The organism is Bradyrhizobium sp. S3.7.6 (assembly GCF_054061875.1).
On the sequence record NZ_JBSSEQ010000004.1, the window covers coordinates 577,748 to 604,140 of the forward strand.

General features: G+C 58.4%; 26 protein-coding genes and 3 pseudogenes. 13 read left to right on the plus strand and 16 right to left on the minus strand.

Annotated features, from left to right (window positions below):
* Positions 1–82 precede the first annotated feature (82 nt).
* The 3 genes and pseudogenes from ACVJ5M_RS48535 to ACVJ5M_RS48545 all read right to left on the minus strand — a co-directional run.
* Positions 83–241 (minus strand): hypothetical protein, encoded by a 159-nt coding sequence (locus ACVJ5M_RS48535; RefSeq protein ID WP_456679809.1) that lies wholly within the window; start codon positions 239–241, stop codon positions 83–85.
* A gap of 86 nt (positions 242–327) precedes the next feature.
* On the minus strand, positions 328–1,395 hold the full coding sequence (locus ACVJ5M_RS48540) for an IS3 family transposase (protein ID WP_231142186.1): 1,068 nt from the start codon (positions 1,393–1,395) through the stop codon (positions 328–330).
* Positions 1,362–1,514 (minus strand): annotated as a pseudogene (locus tag ACVJ5M_RS48545) (transposase); the annotation flags it as partial. The pseudogene ACVJ5M_RS48545 and the gene ACVJ5M_RS48540, both read right to left, overlap by 34 nt.
* Before the next feature lie 790 nt (positions 1,515–2,304).
* Here ACVJ5M_RS48545 and ACVJ5M_RS48550 point away from each other — a divergent pair.
* Positions 2,305–2,763, plus strand: coding sequence for a hypothetical protein (locus ACVJ5M_RS48550; RefSeq protein ID WP_231145685.1), 459 nt, complete (start codon positions 2,305–2,307; stop codon positions 2,761–2,763).
* Between the two features lie 100 nt (positions 2,764–2,863).
* Here the strand turns inward: ACVJ5M_RS48550 and ACVJ5M_RS48555 are convergent, their stop codons facing one another.
* A complete protein-coding gene (locus tag ACVJ5M_RS48555; protein ID WP_354100697.1) occupies positions 2,864–3,448 on the minus strand; it encodes a LabA-like NYN domain-containing protein in 585 nt (194 codons plus the stop codon).
* Positions 3,449–3,968: 520 nt separating this feature from the next.
* On the opposite strand from ACVJ5M_RS48555, the pseudogene ACVJ5M_RS48560 reads away from it, so the two are divergent.
* From ACVJ5M_RS48560 to ACVJ5M_RS48575, 4 genes and pseudogenes are all read left to right on the plus strand, one after another.
* A pseudogene (locus ACVJ5M_RS48560) lies at positions 3,969–4,586 on the plus strand (outer membrane protein); the annotation flags it as partial.
* A 385-nt stretch (positions 4,587–4,971) separates the two neighbouring features.
* Entirely contained in the window at positions 4,972–5,736 is a 765-nt protein-coding gene (locus ACVJ5M_RS48565) for an outer membrane protein (protein WP_354096853.1), read from the plus strand.
* Positions 5,737–6,451: 715 nt separating this feature from the next.
* Positions 6,452–6,850 (plus strand): hypothetical protein, encoded by a 399-nt coding sequence (locus ACVJ5M_RS48570; RefSeq protein WP_244623476.1) that lies wholly within the window; start codon positions 6,452–6,454, stop codon positions 6,848–6,850.
* A gap of 1,681 nt (positions 6,851–8,531) precedes the next feature.
* Positions 8,532–9,215, plus strand: coding sequence for a helix-turn-helix domain-containing protein (locus ACVJ5M_RS48575; RefSeq protein ID WP_063981927.1), 684 nt, complete (start codon positions 8,532–8,534; stop codon positions 9,213–9,215).
* Positions 9,216–10,293: 1,078 nt separating this feature from the next.
* Here the strand turns inward: ACVJ5M_RS48575 and ACVJ5M_RS48580 are convergent.
* On the minus strand, positions 10,294–11,367 hold the full coding sequence (locus tag ACVJ5M_RS48580; RefSeq protein WP_354100696.1) for a lysozyme family protein: 1,074 nt from the start codon (positions 11,365–11,367) through the stop codon (positions 10,294–10,296).
* Between the two features lie 313 nt (positions 11,368–11,680).
* Between ACVJ5M_RS48580 and ACVJ5M_RS48585 the strand changes: the two genes are divergently transcribed.
* Complete coding sequence (locus tag ACVJ5M_RS48585) at positions 11,681–12,958, plus strand: L,D-transpeptidase (RefSeq protein WP_354100695.1); 1,278 nt, start codon at positions 11,681–11,683, stop codon at positions 12,956–12,958.
* 273 nt (positions 12,959–13,231) lie between these two features.
* On the opposite strand, the gene ACVJ5M_RS48590 is transcribed toward ACVJ5M_RS48585, so the two are convergent.
* From ACVJ5M_RS48590 to ACVJ5M_RS48610, 5 genes are all read right to left on the minus strand, one after another.
* Positions 13,232–13,495 (minus strand): hypothetical protein, encoded by a 264-nt coding sequence (locus ACVJ5M_RS48590; protein ID WP_084795033.1) that lies wholly within the window; start codon positions 13,493–13,495, stop codon positions 13,232–13,234.
* A 188-nt stretch (positions 13,496–13,683) separates the two neighbouring features.
* Positions 13,684–14,394 (minus strand): potassium channel family protein, encoded by a 711-nt coding sequence (locus tag ACVJ5M_RS48595; RefSeq protein ID WP_135217039.1) that lies wholly within the window; start codon positions 14,392–14,394, stop codon positions 13,684–13,686.
* Between the two features lie 124 nt (positions 14,395–14,518).
* Positions 14,519–14,890, minus strand: coding sequence for a response regulator transcription factor (locus ACVJ5M_RS48600; protein WP_354100694.1), 372 nt, complete (start codon positions 14,888–14,890; stop codon positions 14,519–14,521).
* 156 nt (positions 14,891–15,046) lie between these two features.
* Positions 15,047–15,685, minus strand: coding sequence for a response regulator transcription factor (locus tag ACVJ5M_RS48605; RefSeq protein WP_063981920.1), 639 nt, complete (start codon positions 15,683–15,685; stop codon positions 15,047–15,049).
* Positions 15,686–16,019: 334 nt separating this feature from the next.
* Entirely contained in the window at positions 16,020–16,304 is a 285-nt protein-coding gene (locus ACVJ5M_RS48610; protein ID WP_135217041.1) for a hypothetical protein, read from the minus strand.
* 71 nt (positions 16,305–16,375) lie between these two features.
* On the opposite strand from ACVJ5M_RS48610, the gene ACVJ5M_RS48615 reads away from it, so the two are divergent.
* Positions 16,376–16,873 (plus strand): hypothetical protein, encoded by a 498-nt coding sequence (locus ACVJ5M_RS48615; protein ID WP_354100693.1) that lies wholly within the window; start codon positions 16,376–16,378, stop codon positions 16,871–16,873.
* A 67-nt stretch (positions 16,874–16,940) separates the two neighbouring features.
* Here ACVJ5M_RS48615 and ACVJ5M_RS48620 read toward each other — a convergent pair whose 3' ends face one another.
* Entirely contained in the window at positions 16,941–17,360 is a 420-nt protein-coding gene (locus ACVJ5M_RS48620) for a response regulator transcription factor (protein ID WP_354100692.1), read from the minus strand.
* Positions 17,361–17,833: 473 nt separating this feature from the next.
* Between ACVJ5M_RS48620 and ACVJ5M_RS48625 the strand changes: the two genes are divergently transcribed.
* From ACVJ5M_RS48625 to ACVJ5M_RS48640, 4 genes are all read left to right on the plus strand, one after another.
* Positions 17,834–19,777 (plus strand): sensor histidine kinase, encoded by a 1,944-nt coding sequence (locus tag ACVJ5M_RS48625; protein ID WP_354100691.1) that lies wholly within the window; start codon positions 17,834–17,836, stop codon positions 19,775–19,777.
* Positions 19,778–20,386: 609 nt separating this feature from the next.
* Positions 20,387–20,866 (plus strand): PH domain-containing protein, encoded by a 480-nt coding sequence (locus tag ACVJ5M_RS48630; protein WP_354076562.1) that lies wholly within the window; start codon positions 20,387–20,389, stop codon positions 20,864–20,866.
* Between the two features lie 318 nt (positions 20,867–21,184).
* A complete protein-coding gene (locus tag ACVJ5M_RS48635) occupies positions 21,185–21,454 on the plus strand; it encodes a DUF3551 domain-containing protein (RefSeq protein ID WP_283018916.1) in 270 nt (89 codons plus the stop codon).
* Positions 21,455–21,744: 290 nt separating this feature from the next.
* Positions 21,745–21,966, plus strand: a complete 222-nt coding sequence (locus tag ACVJ5M_RS48640; protein WP_456679810.1) for a hypothetical protein — start codon at positions 21,745–21,747, stop codon at positions 21,964–21,966.
* A gap of 116 nt (positions 21,967–22,082) precedes the next feature.
* Here the strand turns inward: ACVJ5M_RS48640 and ACVJ5M_RS48645 are convergent.
* Positions 22,083–22,302, minus strand: a pseudogene (locus tag ACVJ5M_RS48645) (SOS response-associated peptidase); the annotation flags it as partial.
* 158 nt (positions 22,303–22,460) lie between these two features.
* Here ACVJ5M_RS48645 and ACVJ5M_RS48650 point away from each other — a divergent pair.
* Positions 22,461–23,495 carry an IS110 family RNA-guided transposase gene (locus tag ACVJ5M_RS48650; protein ID WP_456679811.1) on the plus strand — a complete coding sequence of 345 codons (1,035 nt, stop codon included), beginning with the start codon at positions 22,461–22,463 and terminating at the stop codon, positions 23,493–23,495.
* A gap of 992 nt (positions 23,496–24,487) precedes the next feature.
* Here the strand turns inward: ACVJ5M_RS48650 and ACVJ5M_RS48655 are convergent.
* Positions 24,488–24,685: a hypothetical protein gene (locus tag ACVJ5M_RS48655; protein ID WP_135217163.1), complete on the minus strand. Its 198-nt coding sequence runs from the start codon at positions 24,683–24,685 to the stop codon at positions 24,488–24,490.
* A 162-nt stretch (positions 24,686–24,847) separates the two neighbouring features.
* On the opposite strand from ACVJ5M_RS48655, the gene ACVJ5M_RS48660 reads away from it, so the two are divergent.
* Positions 24,848–25,063, plus strand: coding sequence for a cold-shock protein (locus tag ACVJ5M_RS48660; RefSeq protein ID WP_354100356.1), 216 nt, complete (start codon positions 24,848–24,850; stop codon positions 25,061–25,063).
* 239 nt (positions 25,064–25,302) lie between these two features.
* Here the strand turns inward: ACVJ5M_RS48660 and ACVJ5M_RS48665 are convergent, their stop codons facing one another.
* From ACVJ5M_RS48665 to ACVJ5M_RS48675, 3 genes are all read right to left on the minus strand, one after another.
* Positions 25,303–25,566, minus strand: a complete 264-nt coding sequence (locus ACVJ5M_RS48665; RefSeq protein ID WP_354100355.1) for a hypothetical protein — start codon at positions 25,564–25,566, stop codon at positions 25,303–25,305.
* Between the two features lie 271 nt (positions 25,567–25,837).
* The gene (locus tag ACVJ5M_RS48670) at positions 25,838–26,011 is read right to left on the minus strand and encodes a hypothetical protein (RefSeq protein WP_354100354.1); all 174 of its coding nucleotides are present in this window, start codon (positions 26,009–26,011) and stop codon (positions 25,838–25,840) included.
* A gap of 67 nt (positions 26,012–26,078) precedes the next feature.
* The gene (locus ACVJ5M_RS48675) at positions 26,079–26,234 is read right to left on the minus strand and encodes a hypothetical protein (protein ID WP_167768323.1); all 156 of its coding nucleotides are present in this window, start codon (positions 26,232–26,234) and stop codon (positions 26,079–26,081) included.
* Positions 26,235–26,393 lie beyond the last annotated feature (159 nt).

The window sequence follows — 26,393 nt, forward strand, 5'->3', positions numbered from 1 at the left end:
GGGACTCTGTGCCGATGGTCTTCCTGTTTTTCGCAGCCGGGATTTCTACGATCTTCTTTGTCACTTCCCTGCTTGCATTGCACTACGGCCGGCTCTGGGACTGCGCTACCGAAAGCACGAAGTCGGCAGCGACAGCATGGCTGGGCTTGGCACGGTCGAAGGGGCGATCTTCGGCATCATGGGCTTGCTTCTGGCATTCACCATCTCGGGTGCCTTGCAGCGGTTCGACGACCGTCGACAACTGGTCCTCCAGGAGGCGGCTGCAGCGGCGACCGCTTTCGACCGGCTCGGTTTGTTCGAGGGTGAGACTGACCTGCCCCTGAAGTTTCACCCAGTAGCGGTTAGAGTCTCGGCGGATGTTACGCCGTTTGGCGCGGTGTGAGCAACGTGCGATCGGCGGAGCTGGTCGGGGTTGCGCAGCCGATCGCACGTTGCGGTGAGGTAGGCGGCATAGGCCGCAGGGGTCAGATAGCCGAGCGAGGAATGCGGGCGTTGGCCGTTGTAGTCGCCGACCCAATCCGCAATCTTGGCGCGGGCGTGATCGAGGCCGAAGAACAAGGTTTCGTTGAGAAGCTCGTCCCGCATCCGGCCGTTGAAGCTTTCACAGAAGCCGTTCTGCATCGGCTTGCCCGGCGCAATGAAGTGCCAGTCGATCTTGTTCTCCTCCGACCAGGCCAGCATGGCATTGCAGGTGAACTCGGTGCCGTTGTCGGAGACGATCATGCCCGGCTTGCCGCGCTGATTGATCAGCGCCGTCAGTTCGCGTGCCACCCGCCGCCCCTGGATCGAGGTGTCGGGGATGGCCGCCAGACATTCCCGGGTCACGTCATCGACGATATTCAGGACCCGGAAGCGACGGCCGCTGGCGAACTGGTCGTGGACAAAATCCAGCGACCACCGGGCGTTCGGCCGAGCCTCGACCAGTATCGGCGCTCGGGTGCCCACGGCGCGGCGGCGGGCCCGGCGCTTGCGCACGCTGAGGCCTTCCTCTCGATACAGACGGTAGATCCGGTTCCGCCCGGACGGCTCGCCCTGCTGGCGAAGCAGCACGAACAGCCGGCGGTAGCCGAACCGCCGACGGGCATTAGCAAGCTCGCGCAAGTGGCCGCGTAGTTCGGTGTCCGGCGGTCGGCACGATCGGTACCGAACCATCTTGCGGTCAGCGCCGACGATGCCGCAGGCCCGCCGCTCCGCCAGACCCATGACGGCCTGCAGGTGCGCGACGGCTTCGCGCTTGGCGACGGGCCCTACCATTTTTTTGACAAAAGCTCGCGTAGCGCTGCAGCATCCAGCATCTGCTCGGCCAGCAGCTTCTTCAGCTTGGCGTTCTCGTCCTCGAGTTGCCGCAACCGCTTGGCATCGGAGACGTCCAGACCGCCGAACTTCGCCTTCCAATTGTACAGCGTCGCTTCAGAGACGCCATGCTTCCGCGCCAAATCGGCAGCCTTCGCACCCGCCTCATGCTCACGCAGCACGCCAATAATCTGCTCTTCCGTAAACCTGGCTCGCTTCATCTGTCCGTCCTTCAGAAGGCCGGACTCTAACTTCAACTGGAGGAAATCGGCAGGGGCAGGTCAAGACCGGTCGAGACCTCCGCAACAAGCTCAAGGAATACGTCCGCGCGCGGGTAGAGCTGTACCGGATGCAGCACGACTTCCTGCTATGGCACAGAATGGAGGATTTTTCCCGCGAGCAGCAAACCCAGCTCGTAAACCACAAGGGCCATCTGTGGGATGCAGCACTCGCGGCCTGCCCTAAGAGCGCGTATCAACCAGCATGCGGAGTGACACTACCAGCTCTGAACACCCTGTTTGAGGTCTCGCGGAACCGGGCTGGTGCGGCTGAAAAGCATCCCCCCAAATTGTTCACGTTATGCTGTTTGGTCTCGGTCTTGGATGTTCTCTCCTCGCTGGTTTTGGCATGTCCGCCAGCCGTGCGCGAAGCTGGTTACACATGCTCCTATTCGCGGGGACACTTACAGTGGCACTCTACATCGTCATCGACATGGAGTACCCGCGCCTCGGTCTTATCCGCATAGAAACGTTCGACCACTTTCTTGCGGACGCGCTGGATCAGATGCAATGAAGCTTCCGACGATCCAGACGTCAGTCGCTTTCCCGCTTCGCCGATTTATTGACTTAGATCAACTTCTCTCCCGACCCGCAGGCAAACTCGTTCGGGATTCCCACTGTGAGCGGAAATCGGGAAGGCAGGACGCGACGATTTGCTGCTAGAGCGGTCCTTCTCGCGCCAGTCAAGAGCCGTCATGATCGTTGCTAGTCGATGTCTCAGTCGGAGAGGCAAATGAAACTCCTTACACTGTCGCTCGCTTCGGCATTTTTGCTCGCATGCGCCTGCGATAGCCACGCGGTAGTGAGAATTGCCAACGATCGAGGTGGCTTGATCCAACGTTACCTGGATCGTTATGATGAGTTGAAGGGCACGGGCCAAACCGTGGTAATCGATGGCCTTTGCGCGTCCGCCTGTACGATCGTATTAGCGAAGATTCCATCAGATAGAGTTTGCGTGACTGAAAGGGCAAATCTTGCTTTCCACGCAGCTTGGGATCTCGGCGCTGGCGGACGTCATATTACGAATCGAGAAGCTACACGGATGATCTTTTCGATGTACCCGGCTCCAGTTCGGAGTTGGATCTCAGCGCGAGGTGGATTGTCGCCTAACACAATCTTCCTCCGTGGGGCCCAGTTGCAGACAATATTTGCGCGCTGCTATTTGGACGCTGCAGTTTTCCTGCGGTTGTAGTCCATCACTGGCGGCTCCCAATCCTCTCCTCCGCGCCAGGCACTACACAAGCGGGACAAGACTGAACTGAACCAACCCAAATGCAGGCTTTAAGTAGTGTTCACGCGATCCCGTCCGACGCAGGACGTTCAGCAGATCGCGGCCTCGGACGAATTGACGGATCGCGGCCAATCTTATTTCGCAATTCTAAGAGATCGGTGAAAACATCTGCTTGGCGCCGCAGCTCATCTGCGATCATGGGCGGCTGGCTCGAAACCGTCGAGACGACCGTCACTCGCACCCCACTCCGCTGCAATGCCTGGACCAACGTACGGAAATCTCCGTCTCCCGAGAACAGAATGATCTCATCAACTTGCTGGGCCAATTCCATCGCATGCACCGCGAGCTCAATAGCCATGTCGCCCTTGATCTTGCGGCGGCCATTGGCGTCGAAGAATTCTTTGCTGGCTTTTGTGATCACGGTGAAGCCGTTGTAATCGAGCCAATCGACTAGCGGGCGGATGGACGTGTATTCCTGATCTTCGATGATCGCTGTGTAGTAGAAGGCTCGGGCCAACGTCCCGCGGCTGCGAAGCTCATTCAGTAGCCGCTTGTAGTCGAGATCAAAATTGAGGGCCTTCGCTGTAGCGTAGAGGTTAGGACCGTCGATGAAAGCTGCGATTCTGCTAGACCGTGATAGGGACATAATGGAAACGACCTTGCTCACAAAACCCTTGGCCGGCAGCCAGCGCTGACAGGAACTTCAACGTTCCTACCGGCGAGCGCCATAGCAAGCAGTGCGGGTGAGCGCTTGTTCTAGAAAGCCAATGATTTGCTTTTGAGCGCCAACCGCTACCGGCGTCTCACTCCCGAGTGCAGTCTGGCTGCTTCACGTAGACGGCTCTGAGATAGCTTGACCTATCTTAAGTCTTTGTACGGACGAGGCCCCAACCGAGAAACTCCGCGACCGTCCGTCGCGAGGGCCACACTCAAATGGTCTATCGAGATTGAAGAGTACCGACCCCGAAGGTACGTCGACGCCCCACCGCCTCAGTCATCCGGGCTACGCCCGTCTTATTTTCTACACGTGCGTTGTCGGATAAGTTAACGAGTTCCTAAGCTCGGTAGAGTGCGTTTGGTTCCCGCTTGCCACGAGTCGTATAGTTCTACTGCTACAACTTGCGACAGCGTCGGCAATCGCAGGCCCATGGGGATGGAGAACTCTGATGAAGACGTTTCTGCTTGGTACCGTTGCGTTGTTTGCTTTGGGGCTCGCCGCCCCCGCTTCCACTGCCGACATGGCGGCACGTCCGTACACCAAGGCCCCGCCGCCGCTGGCGGCTCCGATCTACGACTGGACCGGGTTCTACATCGGTGCGAACGGTGGCTGGGGTCAGAGCCGCAATTGCTGGGATTTCGTCGGCGCGGCCGGCGTGGTATTCGCTGGGTTGTCGCGAGCGCTCTGGCGGGCTTATTGGCGGTCAGGTCGGATATCGTTGGCAGGCAAGCCAGTGGGTGTTCGGCTTGGAAGCTCAAGGTGACTGGGCGGACCTAAGCAGCCAGCGTGTCAGCTTGATTAACCCCGCGTTCTCGACTCGCACGAAAACGGACGGCATCGGGCTGTTCACCGGCCAGATCGGCTATTCTTGGAATGCTTCCTTGCTGTACGTCAAAGGCGGCGCAGCCGTGACGAGCAACCGCTTCAGCATTTCCTTGACACGCTCACCGGAATTGAGCTGGCAGCTGCAAGCTCAACCCGCTGGGGTGGGACCGTCGGTGTCGGCTGGGAGTATGGGTTCGCACCGAACTGGTCGGCCGGCATCGAGTACGATCATCTGTTCATGCGCAGGGAAGAATTCATGCGCAAAAAATGTAGGTAAATCAATGCCATGTGGCTGTTGTGTCTACATTTGTGTCGCGATCCGGTGACGGTTCGGACGCGAAAATATATATGAATGCCTATGAACCCCTGTGGATGGCGGTGAAGGCTGGCGGCGGTCGCTCCCACCAGTGCACTGAGTGATTTTGCGCGTCTCGGGTCAATCGGGGTTATGCACGCCAGAGGGCTTTTGGTTCCGCTAAGTCCTTAACGGACATAAACAATTTGAAGATGTGATCCGAAGCAAGTGTTGCAGCCCGGCTACAGCAACCACGGGGTGAACGAACTACTGTTGATTCGTCGGGTGGGCTTATCGCCTTAACGAACTGCTTTCTGGGGAGATTACTCGTATGAAAAAGATTCTGGTTGCTGCGGTCGGGATGATGGCCGCTGGATTGTCCGCTCCGGCGTCGGCGGCTGACTTGGCGGCGCGTCCGTACACTAAGGCCCCGCCGCCGGTGGTGGCTCCGATTTACGATTGGACCGGCTTCTATATCGGCGGCAACGGTGGCTGGGCGCAGAACCACAACTGCGTGGATTTCCTTGACGCGGCTGGCGTAGCCGTCGCTTCCGGCTGCCGCGATCGGTCCGGTGGCGTCATCGGCGGCCAGCTCGGTTATCGCTGGCAGGCCAGCCAGTGGGTGTTTGGCTTGGAAGCTCAGGGCGATTGGGCGGATCTCAGCAACCAGCGCGTCAGCCTGATCGATGCTTCGCTCTCCACTCGCACCAAAACCAGTGCCATCGGCCTCTTCACCGGCCAGATCGGCTACGCCTGGAATGCGTCACTGTTCTACGTGAAGGGCGGCGCGGCGGTGACAGACAACCGCCTAAGCGTCATCGATAATGCCTTCGGCACCGAGCTCGCCGCGCAAAGCGCTACCCGCTGGGGTGGTGTCATTGGTGTTGGATACGAGTATGGCTTCACCCCGAATTGGTCGGTGGGTGTCGAATACGACCATTTGTTCATGGGGCACCGGAATAATTCGTTCACGGTCGCTGATCCGCGACTTGCCGCCTTTGTGAACGACCGGATCACGCAGGACGTGGACATGGTCACGCTGCGCTTCAATTACCGCTTCGGCGGTTATGGCGCCCCGATCGCAGCGCGTTACTGATTTCCTCCAGCGAACTTAAGCCCCGGCGTCGTCCGGGGCTTTTCTTTATCTCTCGACAACGCGGCGGTCCCGCTTAGGAAAAAGCCGGTAGGACCACTCAGGCGGTGCAGACGCCGATAACGCCGAGCATCTGCCTCATTGAGGATCAAGATCGCGATTTGCATGGCGCGGGAAAGCCTGCCCATAAGGGCAATTGAAAGGCGCCGCAAGGTCATCGATGGTCGATGCGCGTTCGAGCCTCAGCCCGAGGCCTGGCCTTAACAACCTCCAAGCCCCGGCCTGCCCCAAACCCAAGGCCGGGGTTTTTTCTCGGCTGCGCGAGGCCCTCGCCAGTGTCCTCTGAGCCAGGCGATCGCCTCATCGAGGCTGTCGGCGCACAGCGCCGGGCCAGGCGCGCCGGCATCACCGGCGGCTCACACCAGGCCGACGCCGAGGACCGGCGGGTGCTCGACAGATTGTTGGCGGACGCCCTCACTGCGGAGCGAAATACCCTCAACGAAGGGACCAATGTCAGCTACAAAGAGAAGGAAAACCGAGGCAAGTCCTCTGCGGAAAATCTAAGAATGGCTAGCAATCAGGCCCCGCTTTTACTTTACCCCGCCGAGTTTCGGTCGCTCCGTTCATAAAGAAGATGGCGCTAGACACGACCGATGCACACGCTACGTTAGTCCGATAGTTTGGTAGTCGCGTACTGGTGGCGGACGTGAGCTTTCAGATGTCGATACTCAAAATCCTCGCCGGCCAGCCCGATGGCCGGGCCAGTCTTGACGTCGTCAAGCAACACCTGGCTCTTTTCTACACCAGCGGACCCGAGTGGACCGGTCGCATGAAGCTTCTGGCTGCGCGGGCACCAGACCTCGATATCTTCGGCCAAAAGCTGATCGCGCGCGAGCCAGGCGAGTGGCGTATCACGGACGCGGGCCGGGACTTGCTCTCGGCGGTTGAGCAGCCACCTACGACCGTATCTAAAGATCTTACGCTCGGCGAGCTGATCGAGAATCTGCCGGCCAGCGAGTTTGCCTCGCCGCCCCCGCCCCCGCAACGTCGTCTAGAAGAGCACAAGCGTCGCCGCGGCATCCAACGCCGGGTCGCACGAACGCGCAGATCGGCATAAGAGCTCCCGACTACCTTATCGCTCCTCGACCAATGGCGCTCATGACGTCGAAGAAAAGCGCGAGCGGGAACCGTGACGAACCTGCCTTCAAAAGATCACCTTCGGTGAGATGCGCGCCTCCGGCGCCCGCGACGTCCTGAACTACACCGCGACTATGGCTGCTGCCAGCATGTCGACGCCAGCGCTGACGGCTGGGTCCTCCAGTTCAACGCCGCCGACTATCTTGGCGCTGCATTGACCGGCGATGGACGTGACATCGAGGCTTGGCAACCCGCAAAGTTACCGTTCTGAAGGACAAAGATTGCCCTCTGCGAGGCCGGCCTCTGGGACGCCGTTACAGACCCAGCACCAGCGTATACGCGAAAGATGCTGAAAGAACGCTCAGCCCAATAATGGCGACTTTGAAAACGAGGTCTGGCGCTGCCACGATGCCCTCCACGATTTCGCAAATCACTTGAATCTTACGCTTTATTCCGGAGGTTGCAATTCGGCTTCACAACGTCAACGATGCGATCAACGCGAGACCAAACGCGGCTGATGCCCAGACCAGTGATTGGTAAATCCAGTACCGACGGCGATTTCATGACGCGCCTTCCTCGCATGAGGAGGCCGCTCGATAGGCAGCTGCGCCATTGAGCCAGATCAATGAACGTCGTTAATCACATTCTAAAAAGCGCGAAAGAGAGCAGCGCCACCGGCAGCATGCCGACAGCAATGACTGCGATCCGAAGGAGACTTCCCGCCACATGGGTAATCGTAACGGGCCGCGCCCCAAGGGGGCTGCAGTTCGTGCCAGCTTGACCGAAACAGTAAGAGGAATTCGGCAAAAAGCTGCGCGACTAGAAGGGTCTACGCCCTCGGGAGACCAATGACCGCAGAACGGTCAACAAATATAAGCTCGCGATCACGCCAGCGTCCGACCAAACGCCAGCTGGCATTAATCGCATGGACGGTGGCCCACCCGGCTCGGGACGCAAGCTTCAGCGAGAGGGCCATGATCGCCGACAAGCTGACCCGGTGGCTGACCCAGGCTGAGCAGCATCAGGTCTCGAAATTCATCGCGGACGAAACGGCGATGCGCAAAGCACTCAACAAGCGGGTCACGAAGCGATAGCCGCCAAGTGCGGATGAGGACGCACGGGCCAGCCCACTTTGACGGGAGGCGATCTCACTTGCCTTCCGACTTCGCGATCTCTGCAAGGTTCTCAAGCTGGCTCCCAAGCGCTGCCCAGCTCCGTGAGATGTTCGTCAGCACGGTCGCTCGGCGGGGTGAATTCCTCGGATCAGCGGCACGTAGTTTGTACTCGGCGGCATAAGCGCGGCATTGTTCAGCTGTAGGCACGTTGTCCCCTTGTGCGCATCAGTGTCACTGTCGTGTGACCGATGGCGATGAGACGATCATCACCATTGCAAGGAAGCCGACACAATCAGGAGAAGCCGCGATGCAGCTATGGGGCTTTGCCGTGCCCCACGATGCGGCGGCCCGTCACCAGACCGATACACGACGCCAGCGAGCACAACCGCGCTGACGGCAACAGTGACAATGCTCCACTGTCCCTTGGTACAGTACCATCGCGTCAGTCGCCAAATACTATGCTTCACTCCACCTTGGGGTGGAGCTTATCGTTCCGCGCACCGAGACGTATTCGATTGGCTAAAAATCAATAAAAGAGTAGCCCGCATGTTTGTGCGTAATACTACGGGGCGGTCCCTCTGCCCTAATTCGCTCACTGACCTTGGCATCACGAGCGAATCAAATCCGGGCGTCAGTTCGAGTGTATTGATCTACAAAAAGGGGAAAGCAATTTTCAGTGAGAAGGAACCTGCCGAATACGTCTATCAAGTAATCAGGGGAGCGGCGCGCAGTTACAAACTGCTCTCTGACGGTCGACGCCAGATTGGCGCATTCCATTTGGCCGGAGATATTTTCGGGCTGGAGAACAGTGGGACGCATCGATTTACGACCCAGGCGGTGGTCGAGACGACGCTTCGCCTGATCAGACGGCAAACTCTAGAAATGGTCGCCGAAACCGATCCAGCTGTCTCGCGCAACCTACTCCGTATGACTACCAGCAACCTCGAGCACGCGGAAAATCATATGCTGCTGCTTGGCCGTAAATCGTCATCGGAGAGAGTTGCCGCGTTCTTGCTGGAGATGGACAAGCGCCTGACCGCCACTAACTCAATGGCACTCCCCATGTACCGTCGCGATATAGCTGACTACCTCGGCTTAGCACTCGAAACGGTGTGTCGTGTTCTATCCAGGCTGCATGGAGCGGGCGTACTTGATTTCACCGCTGGTAGTCACCGGGAAATCGTACTTCTCGACCGAGAGCGGCTGGCAAACCTCGATCCACCAGATTAGGTCCAGTTCAGGACGAAGCTGAGTGCCCTCGAAGCAGGCTAAGTGCGGCCGGCCGCAGCGGAGTTGACGGGTGTTCGAGATGACGAACCTAAAATCCAGAGCCGTTTATTTGGTTCTTCTCGTGGTTCAACTGACAGGAGCACTCTTCATAATCTTGGACGGCCTGCCCGAATTTAGGCACTTGATAATCCATCCCGGTGAGCAGCTGCCGTTCGAACGGTCCGATAATCTTGCTAGGCCCGTCATTATCATTGCGATGCAGGTCGCCTATTGGTATCGCCTGCGACGCGTTCCGCTCCCACCTCCGCGCTCGAATCCGATCCTGAGTCACCTGTTTCTGTTTCTGGGGCGTCTCGCCTTTATTTTCGGCGGCTCGCCTGTTCGGTGTCGTATTCTTCAGACATTTGCCGGAGATCAATCAAGGCGCCGATCTTTGGCTCATGCTCCGTCGTGGGCTGCAACTCCTCGCGTCGTTGTTCGCCCTATTCTGCGTAACGCTGGAACTCGAACGACTAGGGCGCACGCTGGGAAGTAATCAGTAGATTTAGGCTATCGGCAAACCCGCTGTAGGAATCGTCAGCCGGCCTCATCGCAACATCGCGCCAGACTTCACGCATGCGGTCGTGCGGCATTGGCAACTAGGCAAACACTGACGTCTGTCTGTGCAAAGCGCGCCTTGTCAGTTCTTCAAGTTCCCCAAGCTTCCACAATTGGCGAGAACGTCGACGGCCGCGGCGCGGTCGGCAACTTCGTCGGTGCCGGCTAGCGCGTGGGTTGCCTAGTGTCTCTCATCTCAGGGAATGATCACCGACGGAGTGAGATTCGCAGACCCACGACTTTTCCGGTTTCAGGTACATTTCCGCCGGACTGGAGCACCCGAGTTGGACGCACCTGATCGTGGCCATGGTCGCACCACGGGCGGGCACAGGTCAGACAGTTGGCGCAGGCATACAAGCCTGGATGCTGATGCTGCTCAAATGCCTCCCGTACATGGTCGGCTGCAGCGCGCTTTTCCTGAACGCGACCAGCGGCGGTGAACCCCCCTCGGCCCACGGGTGCGGCAACTCCTGCCAGCCACTCAACGGAAATTCAGTGGTGCCTGCACCCGCTCGGCCTCGGCGGTCGCGGTCCCCATGTATTTCGATTGGAAATGAGCAACCCGCTCGCGCCACATTCCGACGAACGCCTCCGACGTCAGCTTCTCCACCGATTTCCACGCCCCTTTGACGGCCGGAAGCGTATTGCCCCAAATCGCGCGCCTGCACCATTTTTCGCCCTTCTCTCTGCCTTCGCTGGTGGCGCACATCGATTTCCAGGCAATGCGATTGGGTTGACTGAGGTGTTCCGCGGCGCCTTCCCAGCCCTGCTGATGGATCAGGTAGAGATCGTTCAGGTCCGGCTTCCTGTGCGTCACCCACTCGAACAGAATGCCTTCAGTAATGATCTTGTAGGCTGCCGCAACAGCATTATCGCGGGGATTGAGAATGTCTCCGGAGCCGAATTTGCCGAACTCGTATTTGCTCAGCTGGAACAGCCCGATATATGACCCGGTGCGTTGCTTGGGGTCGAAACCGGACTCGACCTTGGCCACCGCCTTCATGAAAGTGAACTCCAGACCGAACGCGTCGGACGCGCGCTTGATCTCTTCCATCGGCGTTCCGACCGGGATGTCCTTGAACGAACGCAGGACGATCGCAGCCGCCTTCTCGGCAGGCGGCAGTTCGGACCAGACATAACAAATGAGGTACCTGAAATCCTGCGACCCCGACTTGGACACACCGCCGGATGCACCGCACGTTGTTGGCACCAGCTGCGCCGGATCACGGTGGCCGGGATCAGCGGATTTGTGCATAGGCGGTAAATCGGCCGACAGCGTCTGCGACGGATCGGGCAACGCGGCCACGACAATCGATTCCGACTTATCCGAGGCCACCGTCGTGTCGGTGGCCGTCCCCGCCACGGGCTCAGCGGCCGTCGCCACGTCGGCGCTAGCGACAGCGGGGTTCGCGGGGCCGGTGTTGCCCATTGCGATTGCCTGTGGTTCATCCGCGGGCTTGGCGTTGGCGTCGAGAGATGCTGCGCGGTCCTGGATTGGCACCGCGCGGGCGTTCTCGGTGACGGTCGAATCGAAGCCAGCCAGCCAACGATCCACCCCGCGAGAACGACCGTTCCGCAAAAGGCCGGCGCCACTATCGTAAATCGCCGCGGGTTCATGATGCTGTCGCCTCCATAGGCTCCGCCGGAGCCGTGTAGAAAAGCCAAGCATGCGAAGAGCCTCATTCTTGGGATCAATGTGCGTTGCGCAATGGCGGAAACGGCCGCTCGTCGATATTTCCAAAGCATGTTGCCCGATTGCGACGCGTCGACCGCAAGCCATTGTGCCCGCCTCAACGGCAACTCGCACTGTAATCGTGAGTACGGTCCCATTTTCGACCCACTGCGACCAGATTTGGAGGAGAGGCTTGATGCGCTGTCAGGATGACGCATCAGGCGTCGGCTTCGCGCATCGTCTCGAAAAGAGGAATTGCGCCTATTGGGACCGGGCGATGCTCGTTAAGAAATTACCAGCAATGCGGCGCACGATAGCAACTGCTGTATTCGCCATTTCCATGCTCCCTCCGGGGATCGCACACGCTCAATTTCTGTTTGGACCCCAACACACGTTCTGGCGAAGCCAATACGCTCCGTACAAGCACAAGCACCACCACCGGCAGAGAAACTCTGAAACGCCAAAGAGCGCTCGGCCGGAGCCCCTTCCGAAGGGCCCGCTCCAGATCATCATCTCGATAGCAGACCAACGGGTCTCGCTTTTTGACAACGGGGTGCTGATTGCACGCTCTTCGGTGTCCACGGGAATGGAGGGGCATCCGACGCCCCTCGGTGTGTTCAGCGTCATCAGCAAACAACGATGGCACCGTTCAAATATTTATAGCGCCGCCCCCATGCCCTACATGCAACGCATCACCTGGTCAGGGATAGCGTTGCACGCCGGTGTCGTGCCTGGGCATCCAGCGTCACACGGCTGCATCCGTTTGAACAACGATTTCGCCGTTCGACTCTGGCACCTCACGAAGCGCGGCACGCGCGTGATCATTGCGCATGGTGATGTCCAGCCGGTCGAGATAACCAATCCGCATCTATTTCAACCGAAAGCCGCGTCCGGTTCGTCCGAACTCCAGAGTGCCACCGTCGCAACCAAGAGCATCGGTGCAGCCGCGGCAACGCAGGGAACGCTGGTGTCAAACGCCGAGACTCCAGAAGCCGCCAATCTCCAGGTGCCGGGCTCGGCTCCCGCCGCAAGCGCGCCTAAAAAGATTGTCCCGATCTCCATCTTCGTCAGTCGTAAGTTGAGCAAGCTGTTCGTGCGTCAGGGCTTCACGCCCTTGTTTGATGTCCCGGTCAAGATCGAAAATCCGGAGGAGCCGCTGGGAACGCACGTGTTTACCGCAATGGAATTCCAGAAGGAGGGAACGGCTATGCGCTGGAGCGTCGTGTCGATTCCAGAGGAATTGCCCCGTAGATCCGAGGCTGCCACAAAAGGGCGAGAAGCGCCCGCGAAGCAACCCGTGTCGGGACCGTTACCCGACAAAGCCAACGCTGCGCTCAACCGCATCGAAATGCCACAGGATACGGTTGAGAAGATCTCTGAACTCCTGACGCCGGCCTCTTCGTTGATTGTTTCCGACTACGGAATTAGCCACGAGACGGGAAAAGATACGGATTTTGTCGTGGTAACGCATTGATGCAGCGACGCGACCCGCCAACAAGGCGACGCTGCTGCGCAACCGCTGAATTGTTCGACCGCAATTCTGCTGCAACTTGATGTCCGCACCTAAGCCAAAGGGGCGCGAGGTGCGTTCTGAGTCACGCGATTTCCGCAAATGGGCCGGCAACCAGCTTGGCGGATAGCCTCAAACACTGATCTGGCTGCCGATACGCGTGTCGTTTGGTGCAGAGTCGGGACTATGGGAACAAGAGCGCCGGCCTGGGTGACCAAGCGTCCACAGGCAAGACCTTTACCGCCTCGCCCCCACGCGATTGACTCCACCATTCATATTGCCACCAGCGTTGTGACGGACCGCAGCGCGCGCCACCGGGCGAGGCCTGAGTACGACGCCCGCCCGGGCAACACAACCAGCTGGGTACTCAGTGTATTGACAGTAGACCACTGCACTGGCGGGCGCTGGATTGAGCGTGAGACCGGCAAGGCCCAGGAGGGCGCTAGCAGCAATCCCGCTAACAGTCGCTGACTTGATCGAAAGACGCTTCTTGGAATGCATGGTGCGGGTCTTCCTTTTTCGTGCCTGCGCAACAGATGCACGGACGCCATCTCCGGTGCGGCTGCACGCAGCGTGTCCGCCAAAGGAGCGCCGGCGTTGACATAGATCAATCGAGTGTTTGCCTAGCGACGCGGGGAACCTCACAGGACGCGAGTGCAGCGCACACGTGTCGGTGCAGCTCCTGCGGCTCAGGCGGTAGGGGTGGGCTTACGCGCCGAGCCGGTGCTGCTGAGCTCGAGGGTAACGAGCCTCGCCAGAAGGGTCGCCGGATAAAGCTGACCGATCACGCTCTCGATGTTGCAGAGACTTCGTGCCAAGGGATGTACCGGAACGATGTCTCCATACCCGGTTGATGTAAGTGTGACAAAGCTCATGTAAAAAAGCGATGCGGCGACCGAATGATCGTCCTCGAAAGCTATTCCCTTGATTGCGTCGGGAGCCGCCAGCCCTACAAACAGGAACAGCGTTGCAAAGGCCACCGCAATTAAAAGGTACAGAAGGATCGCTCCGATAATTCGGTGATATGTAACGAGACCTCGCCTGAATACGGCCTGAAGCACGACAACACCTAACGTGCAGGCGATGACCAGCCATGCGCCGGCCAAAATGTGAAGGTGGTACGGTACTGGGTAGTAAATGCGCAGGAAGAATACGGCGACGTTGAAAACGAGCGCGAGCGACATCAGAACGAGAGCAGTCGGATTGTTGGAGATGATCACCATGCTGACGATGATCGCTAGCAACAGGCCATCCGCAAACAGGTGAAAGGCGGTAATGCCCATTGCTTGTAGCGGGGCGAAGACAAAAATCAGTAATGCCAGCACTCCCGTGAGCACCGAGAGCAGCCAGTCAATGCGTTCTCCGCGCAAACGGCGCAGCTCGCTTACGGGCGTCTTCATCGATGTTCCTAAGGCCTGGCGCTGACCGCAGCGCTGCACCTTTGTACAATTCAGGACGAAAGTTCAGTCTCGTTGACCTAGATCAAGGGAACGGGAGCAAGCCCAGGCGCGCTCAGTGAATGGGTTAGTGGCCTGCCGCAGCCTGTTTGAGCGGCTCGATCAGCTCGTGCGCTGAGAACGGCTTAGTTAGAAATGCGACGCATCCGGACCGCAGTGCGGCCTCGCGAACGGAAGGAATCTCATTGCCGGTGATGAAAATGACGGGGACCGCAACGCCGTTGGCTTTGAGTTGATGCCGGAGGTCGATCCCCGACCCCCCGTTGAGGTTGATGTCCAAGATGATGCAGAGTGCGTTGGCGATGTCGGCGTGCTGCTCCAGCTCTTCGGCAGACGAGAAGAGGATTGGTTTGAAGCCATGCTGGCATAGCAGCCGATTGAAGGCTCGCAGCATTCCGGGATCGTCATCGACCACCAAAACAGGGTCGCTTCTACCCATTGGATTGCGCTCCGATGACAAGCGGGAGCGCACCGGCTCTCTCAGTCACCGATGGTAGCCGCTGGCGACCCAGTGATGACGAGAACCAATAGGCATTCGGGAGTCTGACACAAGTGTCCCATAGGCCAATAACTTGAAAAATGGTTGAGAATTGGCCTAGGCCATAGGTCCGCTATTAGGCTTATCGCCAATGACACCGACTCGTTCAGCAACCGCCACAAGTTCAGCCAAGGTCCGAACCTGCATTTTCTCCATGACCTGCTGGCGGTGGGCCTTGATGGTGCGTTCGGTCGTACCCAAGATGCTGCCGATCTGCTTATTGGTCTTACCGGCAACGATGAGTTCAAATACTTGCCGCTCCCTCGGCGTTAGTTTGGCGATGAGGGCGCGAACAACATCCAGCCTGGACTGTTGCTCGCGGAAGCCTCGGTGGCGTGCGAACGCCCGTTCAATTGCAGTAAGAAGGCCGTCGGACGTTACCGGCTTTGTCAGGAAATCCTCCGCGCCCTCCTTTAGGGCGCGCACCGTGAGCGGAATATCGACATGACCGCTGACGAATATGATCGGCAGCGTCGAACCGAGTTCGTTTAATCGCTTTTGCAGTGCTGGACCGTCGATGCCAGGTATCCGTACGTCGAGGAGGATGCAGCTCGGAACACTGTCGCTCGGCAGTCGGTCCAGCAACGCCTGTGCTGACGCATAGACCGCGACCTCATAACCGGCGTGCTTCAAATGACGCTCCATCGCCGTCAGAAAGGACGGATCGTCGTCAACAATATGCACAAGCCCCTGCACCGGTCCCCTTTCGTTGCAAAGAGGGTACCGGGCAATTCAAAGTGTGTAAGTATCGTTTAACGCTCATTTGGGGCATGGCTGATCTGTCAGTCCGAACGCGACTATGCAGTTTGTGCCAACCCGATGCCTCGCTGACTGCCGTCCCGTCGCCTGACGTGATGACAATGACCCGGCGATGCTGCCGGCAACCTTGCCCAGACCGGAGTTACAGGCTGTGTACCCCAGCGGCTGGCCTCCGTTGCGTTTGGGTCCCGCATTCGCGCAATTCAGCACTGGGGTCCTCTGAGGGGCGTGTGTATGTGGGGGGACCGCGCGACGGCAGCATTTGAAGACATTAGCATTTTTGGTTTTCCGAGTTGCGTTTCGGAGACGATTTGCCCGGTGTTTCGCGCGCTGACCTCATGAGAACCGCAATGTCGTACTTCGAAATTGCGAAGCTGTTCGGATCGACCGGCGCGGCGAGCGGGGCTCGATCAGCCGCCGCATGAGCCATTTCGCGGAATTGCTGCCGCTCAAGGCGCAGCGCCGCCCGCAAGCCCGCTTGGAAAAACCGTTCGCGCTGGGATGGGTTGAGCCGCGCCCAGCCCCGCATCGTTGCCTCGAACAGATCACGCGGCATCTCGCGGCCTTTCAAAAACGAGAATTCAGCAAATGAAACTCAAAAATCGAGAATTGCAAAGATGCTGATCGTTGACGACCGGCGGCACTGGTGGAGGAAATCCGGCCGGGGGCGCGACAGTCCGCGCCAGCGTGTCATCACCTAGACAGTCATGCCATTACGTCGCTCACCGGGGCAAAGCAGACATCCGCCGCAAGGCCGGGTCGTCCGATCTTGACCCCAAGCGGTCGTTTGATTTGAATCAACACAAACTAACTGGCATCTCCTTTCTTGCTTGCCTGATGGGGCAGTCAGAGCACAAGAGATTCAAGCTCACGCCTGCGGTTCGTCGCGCGATGATCGCGACCAATGACCAGAAAGTGTTTCGCACTTATGGGCCGAACGGCAGCGCTTGGAAGAGCGAGCGCAATGGCGTCTCGCCGCGCGTGCTCTGGAAACTCCTCGCGAACGAACTGATCGAGGACGAGCCACAGACGGCCGTCACGACGGCTGCATCCACAACCATCCGCACGCGCCTGGGTAAGGTTGGGCTGATCATTTTGAAAGCGAGCTTAGACGGGAAAGCATGAGGCGGCCAAAGATCATAGGCCAACGTCCTCAATCTAGTAAGTAACGCACGGAGAGCCCCCCGGACGATCAACGGCCATCCGGCGTATGTTGGCACTCACCATCGCACCGGCCACGGCTCACGCGATCATGTGTCCTCTGTAGGTACTGCGCCAGTGCCGTAGCGGAGAATGGCTTGGTGAGAAACGCGAGGCAGCCGGATCGATGCGCTGCCTCGCGAAGGACGGGTTGGTCGTTTCCCGTCATGAAGATGATAGGCACCGAGACGTTTGCCGCCTTGAGACGGTGAGCGACCTCGATGCCGGAAACCTCGCCGATATTGATGTCCAGCAGGATGCAGGCGGCTTTGTCAAAATCGTCGTGCTTGGTGAAAGTTTCCGCCGAGGGAAACAATAAACTGGTATAGCCGAGGGACCGCAGCAGTCGCCCCAAGCTTTGCAATAGCGTGACGTCGTCATCAACGACGTAAACACAGTTTTCCTGCGACATGCGTTTGCTCCATTTTCATGGTTCCCGCCACAGACGTACTTTTTCCTCGGTGTGCCAACGTCCAAATGGACCATCAGTTTCGATTCCGACGGCTTGGAACTCTTTGCACGCCGCGCGGTCGCTTTTGGCCATTACGCTGTGCCTGACAGCCGCCTCAGTTGGCGGCCTCTTTCATGTTCGGGGGCAAAACTGGGATGTCGCTCATTTGCCCAAGGGGGACCTGCTGAAGCCAGCCCGAATGTCCGCTTCTTGCCGTGAGACCTTGGCCGCGTCGCCGCCTCCGTTGTGCCCGTCTCGTCATCCACGCAATCTGTAGCGGCTTGCCTGGCCCGCGCGGCCCGCACGCGGTCCAAAGGACAGGAGCCTTGTGATCCCTAGCAGCCGCAGCACGGCTCACAGCGCCGGTTTTGCCTATTAATCGTTTGGTCGAGCCGCTACGGTATTCGGACTGCGGACTTCGGAGTAGGACGGGAATGCTTTTCTGGACTGCTGCTCTATCTTGGCGATCTTTTTGCGCGCGGACCCTCATCGCTGTGCTGGCCGTCGCATTATTGCTGGCGATGCAGGGCCAAAGTCAGGCGGCTGATCCAGAACCCAAGCGGGTAATGATGCTGCATTCATTCGGTCTTCGCTTTAGGCCGTGGACTGATTATTCCGAAGCCCTTCGCGCCGAGTTAAGCCGACGGGCATCCATTGAGTTTCAAGATCACTCGCTATTGAATGCCCGGCGAAGCAGCGACAAATCAGACGCTCCATTCGTCGAGTATCTTCGCACTCTTAATATTGACCAGTCGCCCGATCTGATCATCGCCATCGGCGCGCCTGCGGCCAATTTCGTGCAGGCCCACCGCAAAGACCTCTTTCCAACGACGCCCATGCTGTACACTCTGGTAGAGCGACGCCGCGTGGACTTCGATAAATTGACCAAGTACGATACTGTCGTGGCGATCACGAACGACGATCCTGTTTTCTTTGAAAATATCCTGCACGTCCTGCCTCGAACAACGACCATCGCCATCGTTGTCGGTGCTTCGCCGAGCGAAACCTGGTGGCGCAACGAGGTCGCCAAGTCCACTGCGCGGTTCGCGGATCGTGTGCGATTTCGATGGTACAATGAACTTTCCTTTGAAGAGATGCTCAAGGATGCGGCCAACCTTCCGCCACACAGTGCGATTTTCTGGATTGGGTTGAATGTCGATGCGGCGGGAGTGGCGCATGAGGGTAACAGTGCGTTCGCCCGGTTTTACCGGACAGCCAACGCACCCATCTTTTTTCACGACGAAGCCTTTTTTGGAGAGGGCATCGTTGGTGGGCCAATGCAGATCGTCGCCAGACAAAGCAAGCAGGCGGCGGAAGTCGCGCTCCGCATCCTTGACGGCGAAAATGTTGCCGACATCAAGCCGACGTTTGTTCAACTGGCCGCGCCTATGTTCGACTGGCGGCAAATGCAGCGGTGGGGAATTGCCGAGAGCAATCTGCCGCCCGGCAGCACCGTCTATTTCCGAGAACCAACCGTCTGGGAACGGTATTGGTGGCAAGTCGCACTCACAGCCACGATTATTCTATCGCAAACCGCGCTGATCGCCGGTCTGCTGCGCGAACATCGTCGGCGTCAACTTGCCGAAGTGCAGTCGCGGCAGCGCATGACGGAACTGGCGCATGTCAACCGCTTCTCAACGGCTGGCGAATTGACCGCGTCAATTGCCCACGAAATCAACCAGCCGCTCGGCTCTATTCTGACGAATACCGAGACTGCGCAGGCGATCTTGAAGTCTCCCAATCCAGACATCAACGAACTAAGCGAAATTTTGGGAGACATTCTAAAGGATGACCAGCGCGCTACCGAAGTTGTCCGTAGAATGCGCAGCCTGCTGAAAAAGGCACCATTCGAACTGAAAAACTTCGACCTCAATGAAGTTGTGGAAGAGACGATCAGATTTTTTTCCGCGTTGGCTGTTAGCCGGAACTTCAAAATGGCGAACATGATCACGCGGGATGCGCTTCCGATCCTTGGCGACCATATTCAACTTCAACAAGTCATTCTGAACCTTGTTGTGAACGGGATGGACGCGATGAAGGACGCCTACCGAAAACCATCATCAGCATCCGGACTTCGCGCGTCGATAACATTGCCGAGCTATCTGTCTCGGATCGCAGCTCGGGCATTCCCAAGACAAATGAAAGCGGTGTTTGAGCCGTTTTTCATCAGCAAGACGGAGGGCATGGGCATGGGGTTGTCGATCGCCGCGCACTATTGTTTTGAAGCGCACAGCGGGCAGTATGAGCAGAAAAACGGGATCACGGCGGCGCGATGTTCCGGATCAGACTTCCTCTTGGCTGAACCTACCAAAACAGGACGACGGAGAGCGCAGCCACGCTGGGAACGAGGGTGGCGATCCCCGCCGCTTCGACGGTGAATACCCGTCTTGGGTTAAATGCCATGCGCCATTTTTGGTGGCAGTCGAGCGACAGCGTTGATCTGGATCATGTGCGGCGACCATCGCACCCAGCAGCCGCTCCTTCAGCGGCTTCGGGCAACATTGAGCGCAGAATGCCGCTAGGGACAGTTTCGGGTCGTCTCAGCCCTCATGGTTGCACCGCTTAAGCCATCAGCGCGCTAGCAAGTCATTCCGGTCGCACATCTACGGACGGCTCGACGGGTATGGCGGACGGTCGTTCTTGCGACGCACACACCGTTAACTCGTGTCCTACCCGCGCCGCAGGCAGCAGCGACTTCCGTGATCATGCCGTTGGGCGGAGGAGTAATCGGCGCAGGTGTCATGGCTTGCGCCGATACTGCGACCGATAAGGCGAAGCCAGCAATAGCAATCAACCTAATCATTCTGCACCTCCCTTAACCGTCCCTAACCTCCCGACTTCTCACGGCAGGAGATGGGTCCGGCTCTCGTGTGAAAGCAACGCGAGTTTCCGGCGCTGGCCGTTGGAAGGCTTGAGATAGATCAAGGTCTGTCTCGGTTTAAAATGGCGCATATTACTGCGGTGATAGGTAAACTCAGGGTAGGCGTATGGGGCGCTATATTGACGAAATCCTACAGCCTGGCGAAAGGGTGCTGTATTCGACCAACGAACACTGGGTGTACTTTCTGCCTGCAATCGGGGCGTGGATCGCGGCGGTCGCATTTCTGGTGCTGTGGCGCCTGGCCGCCGCCGACGCGCTGACGTTGGTTTGGTTGGTATTGGCGGCGGTCGCTGGGCTTGCGGCATTGTACTGGACGGCGACGGCTTGGTTCCACCGCTGGACCACCGAGACCGACGTTACCAACATGCGGGTCGTCCACAAGACCGGTTTCATCAAGAGGCGGACCTTTGAGATGAGCCTCGACAAAGTTGAGAGCGTCGATGTCAATCAAAGCGTTCTTGGCCGCCTTTTGAACTATGGCGACCTCACCATTCAGGGCGTCGGCGAGGGTACGCAAACCATTTCCACCGTTAATTCGCCTCTCGCATTTCGCAGCGCCATCACGACAAGACCGGTTGGCACGTAAATCGCGGCATGGTTTGACACCCGCCCCCCCAACAAAAAGCATGCTTCCCGTCGGAATTGTTCCCTTCCGATATGATTGCTGCTGCTGCCCACGCTGTATTATGTTTGTCTTCGCGCTGCTGAGTTACCGTCAGTCGACAATTCGTATATTGTGGGGTGCCTTTGGCAGCACCGATTGACTGACAGTAAGCATCATCCTGCATTGCGAGTTTCTCCGGCCCAGCAATGTTGTCGGCGCGAATGTGAATTGATCTGAAGCAATAGGCTTTGTCTGGTTCGAGGTGCTGATGCGATGGCGTCGATCCGTAAGGAAATTCTGATGCGCATTCCAGCTTTGGCGATCTGGGCAACGATCGCGGTTTTGACCGCCGCACCAACTCAGGCCCAAACATATGGCGGGAATGCACCGATCTGCCTACAACGTTGGTACTGGGGCGGAGGCGAAACTTTCTACTGCGGCTATAGCTCGATGGCGCAGTGCCACGCCAATGCATCGGGCCTCTCCGCCATGTGCGTTACCAATCCATATTTTGCGAACGCACAAGTGCCACGGGAACCAGCCTATCGACGGCCTCGTCGCGCCTACTAAATCGGACAGGGGCGCGACGACTCGGGTTGAGGCGGCCGACGCCCCCGGAGAGGCCCGCCCCTCGATCCGATCTCGCACGAGCCGCATACGCTGGCGCTGAAGCGAAAATCCGCTGATTGGAGGCCTGCGGCGCTGTAGGTGCATCGATCTGCGACAACCAAACGACTGAACGGGTATGAAATCCGGACAATTCTTGATCTTCAGTGTGACCGCGGCCGTAAAGAGGCCAAACGGACCCAGCGTCCTTTGGCAGTCATCTCACTGTTGTCAGCGTCGGCTACACGACCGACATGAGCTACGATCCATCCACGATAGCCACATTGCGCCGCGCGTTGGACGAGGTGCTGCTTGACGCCCGTTTCCATCAGCGGAAGTCGGCTTCGGCGCTTGAAATTGCTGAACATCTTCTGGCGCGTGCGGCGGACGGAGAACGGGACCTAGAGCGCCTGAAATGCTCGGCTTTCAAGAAACTAATCGGCGATGCCGCGCGCTCGCCGAGCTGGACTGCGTAGCGATCTCAAGACTTTTGCGGGCAGCTCTTGGGGATCGGTAAGGTCGATCGACGGCGACTTTCACTTGACGGCCTTAGTTCTCCTTCGGCGCCACGCGCCACGATCCTCAGCGCGTCATCCGGCAGCGGACGTTGCTCGGAGAAGCTGTTAGCCGGGACAAGGCGGCGGTTCTCCGGCTTCAGGCAGCCTGGCCAGTGCGGTGACGGCATTGCGGATGTTGGTGACCGGTGGCCCGCCGAACTTTGGTGGCGGCGGCATGCCCCAGCGCATCATGGCCGGCTCGCGGCCCGTGTCGGTGTTGCGCACCACCGGGTGATCCGGAAACACGACCGGCATCGGCGCGAGGTTGCCGACATAGCGGTTGACGACGCGGAATAGGGCGATGATCGCGGCTTGGTTTGTGGTGATGCTGTAGATGGGGTGATTGCGGTTGCTGCTCGAAAGGCTCAGCCTGGAAGGGAAGCCGGCGAGCCGGTGGCAGCAGGAGCGGGAACATGAAGCACTATGTCGGTCTGGATGTTTCGCTAAAGGAGACGGCTATCTGTGTTGTGGACGAGAATGGCGTCGTCATTCGCGAGGGCAAGGCACTTTCGGAACCGGAGGCTATTGTTGCCTGGCTCAACGAAAGCGGATTGCCCATTGTCAAGATCGGGATTGAGATTGGTGGTCTCGCTCGTTGGCTGTACAGCGAACTGCGTGCTGCCGGCTTACACGCAGTCTGCATCGATCCCCGAAGACTGCGTGGCGTGACTAAGACGATGCCGATTAAGACCGATCGAAACGACGCTCGCGCCATTGCACAGGTAATGCGGGTCGGCTGGTACACCGTTGTTCATATCAAGGGTGACGTGAGCCAGGAGCTACGAATGCTTCTCAACAATCGCAAGACGCTTTTGATCAAGCAGATCGATATCGAGAACGAAATTCGCGGCGTCTTACGCGTCTTCGGCTTAAAGCTATCTGGTCGTATACCTCAAGCGACGTTTGAGCAGCAGACTAATGAACTCACAGATGGCCATCCACGACTCGCGGCGATGCTGCGCCCAATGCTTGTGGCTCGAGCCGCGCTGCGTGAACAGTACGGCGTCCTGCACAAGATGGTACTTGAAATAGTACGCCGCGAACCGACATGTCAGCGGCTCATGACGATACCGGGCGTAGGTGCACTGACGGCAATCACGTTTCTAACAACCATTGATGACCCGGATCGCTTTCAACGCTCCCGCGATGTTGGCGCGCATCTTGGCCTTACGCCACGCAAATACGCATCTGGGGAAACCGATCGGAATGGCGCTATTTCGAGGTGTGGCGATGTGATGCTCAGCACCATACTTTATCAGGCCGCGCTTGCACTTCTAACCCGCACCAAGCGTTGGTCCGCATTGAAAGCTTGGGGTGTAAGGGTGGCCAAGCGACGCGGCCTTCGCCGAGCGGTCGTAGCAGTCGCACGAAAATTAGCGATCGTGATGCATCGGATCTGGGCAGATGGAAGCGAGTTCCGATGGACCCGCGAGGAGGCGACCGCATGATCAATTAGCAATTCAGCGGATCCGCCGAAAAGGCGGGACGACGTCCTGCGAGGACGAGGTCGGGGTGACTGCGCTGCAACCTCTGTGCCTGCAGCACGCGCCTAATAGATAGCAGCTCCCGATCTTCGGACTACCATCGTGAGGCGGCTATGAACGTCGACCTCGTAGACAAGAGCGAGCCTCGCAGGCTGTCGGTAACGAGCTGAACCCTTGTGCCAGCAACCGCAATCAGACAAGAGGTTGCACATGCGCTTTGCGGACTAACACTTGTTGAAGTCCGTTAGCTTCCGCATGTAGTAGCCCTGCCTCTCAACGGCGAGCTTAATGTCCTCGCTAACGCTCGCTACTTTTTTCTTCTTACGCCATCTACCTGACGCGTCAGGAATTGGCAGACCATTGCGCACAACCAACAGATCACGCTTAGTGTTCAGATACACATCGAGAATATCGCGGGGCGCAGAGATAGCAAGCAACTCCGCCCGGACACGATGGGCAGGCAAGCCGCCACAGATTGCGGTGGATAGCGTGACGGCCCAACAGGCACGAGCGTCTGCAGGTGCTCGCAGCTTGATCCAGATCAAGCCCTGTAGTGAATAGGCAAGCTGAATTGCCATCGGTGCGGCACGACTTCTTCAGACCACGCCGGGAGGGAATTTTTAAAGACTTGGATCCTTCGGGAATTGCTTGAATACTCGTGAACAGCCATGCCCCTGCAGTTCGAGCGTGCCGTCGAGAAGATGGAAATATGGAGCGCGAACAGCGACGGCTATTCTTTCGTGATCAGCTATGAAAGCCCTGCCGTCCCGGCTTTCACGGACGCGCCGGTTATCTGGCGTCGTGGCGTCCTGTTTATGAAGGCCGCAGCGCGATCAGGATCACCGGCTCGCCCTTTAAAACTTTCGACGAGGCCGAAGCTGCCTGCGATGCGATGCTAAAACTCCTGATGAGCGAAAATTGACGCGATAGCCAGCAAATTTGGGAAAGGCAACGGACTAGCATTCAGCGTGACCGCCGTCCTCTTCGTGAAAGCGTTTCGCTTCCTCCTGCGCGACCAGCCTTGCGAGCATCCGCCGCTGTCTGTCCGTGATGCTCGGATCAGCAAGCTGCCGCTTGGCGATGATCAAGTTCGCATAGTGGATGAACTCTTCCATCGATCCCATGAGCGCCTCCCTGTCCTTGTGCGACGCCATTCCCGCGTCCATAAAAGGCGACAACACCGAAGCGTACAATTGTCCCAAAGGGCCAATTTTCCGGTCAGGCGGCCTGTCCTAGAAGGCGTTTCGGTTTGGCTCGGCGAAGAATAGGTCGTCTGCTTTCAGGGCGAGCCTACAATACGGGGGAGGGGTTTCGCGATGTCCATGGTTGGTACGGTCAAGTTCTTCGATGGAGAGCGTGGCTATGGCTTCATCAAGCCGGATGACGGCGGCCGTGATCTGTTCGTTCATATCACCGCAGTCGAGCGGGCCGGACTGAAGGACTTGACTGAAGGACAGCGCATTACATTCGAGGTCGAACCGGACAAGAAGGGCAAAGGCCCCAAGGCGGTCAACCTCGTGATCTCATCCTGAAGTGCTGCCCGCGCCGGACATTGGGTCTGTTGCCTGTGGCCATCGGCATAGCCTTGCGGCGCACGTGCGCCGCAGCTCCTGCGCATGTATTGACTTGGTTCCAAAAAGTCGCCGCCACGTGGCTGTGATGTCCCGCCCGTTCGCTATTCGGTCGCCTGTCCGCGTCGGGACGATAAAAAAGCCGCCACCGGGACGAAGCGGTGACGGCTTCTTTCTCGCTCGTGACCGCGAACAAGCCTTTACCGCCCCGCCCCAACGCGATTGACGCCGCCATTTGCATTGCCACCGGCGTTATGACGGACCGCAGCGCGCGCCACCGGACGAGGCCTCAGCACGACGCCTGTCCGGGAAACGCAACCCACCGGATATTCAACGTACTGGCAGTACACGACCGCCTGGGCTGGCGCTGGATTGAGAGTGACACCTGCAAGCCCCAACAGGGCGCTAGCAGCAATCCCGGCAACAGTCGCTGACTTGATCGAAAGACGCTTCTCCGGATGCATGTTGGACCTCCCTCTTCGCGCTTGCGTCACTGAAAGGTGACGGGAGCCGCCTCAGGTGCGGCTGAACATAGCGTGAGCGCTAAAGGATCGCTAACGTTGACGTAGATCAACGGAGGGTCTGTGCACTGTTGCCCCTCCCGGTGTCCGTCCTATGGCCCGGCGCTGGCGGCGCACTGGACGGCCTTTGCCGGGCCTTGGCGGTGCCGTTGGCCGCCTGTCGCCGTTGCGGTGACGTGCTGCCGCGCTCGACGGGTGATGAGGCGACGCCGCGCTAAGGGTTCTCCTCGCTGTGTTCTTCGAGCAGCTTCCGCGTAGCCTTGATGCGGGCGGAGACGTTCTGAAGCGTTGCGTCCGAACTGATACCTTGCGAATGCAGGAGCATCCACAGCGCTTCGGCAAGGATGACTTGATTTTCTAGAATGGCGCGTTGGGTTTTATCCATCATCAGCCATGCTCCGTTGGTTGCCCTCCGCGATCGATCGCCTGTCCGCGCCCGGTTGGTTCGCTTTAAGTCAGTCGCTCTGACGATAGCGATTAGGCCGAAACGGAATGTCGTCGATGTACGGTCGCACAACCCGCTTGGTCTTGAGCATGTCGCGCCAAGCATAGGCATAAATCGCGATCAAGACAGAAACGAAGGACGTCCACAACAGGATGATCCACTTCATTTGCGTTCTCCTCTCGATGTAGGCGAGCAGATAGGATCCATGGGATCGGAACCCAATTTGGAGGTGCTTGCGTTAGATCAACGCTTGGGCTGATTGTGGCGTGGCCCACGCGACGTGACGCGCGCGCCAACGCCGTGTTCTCGGCACCCATGCGCCGCC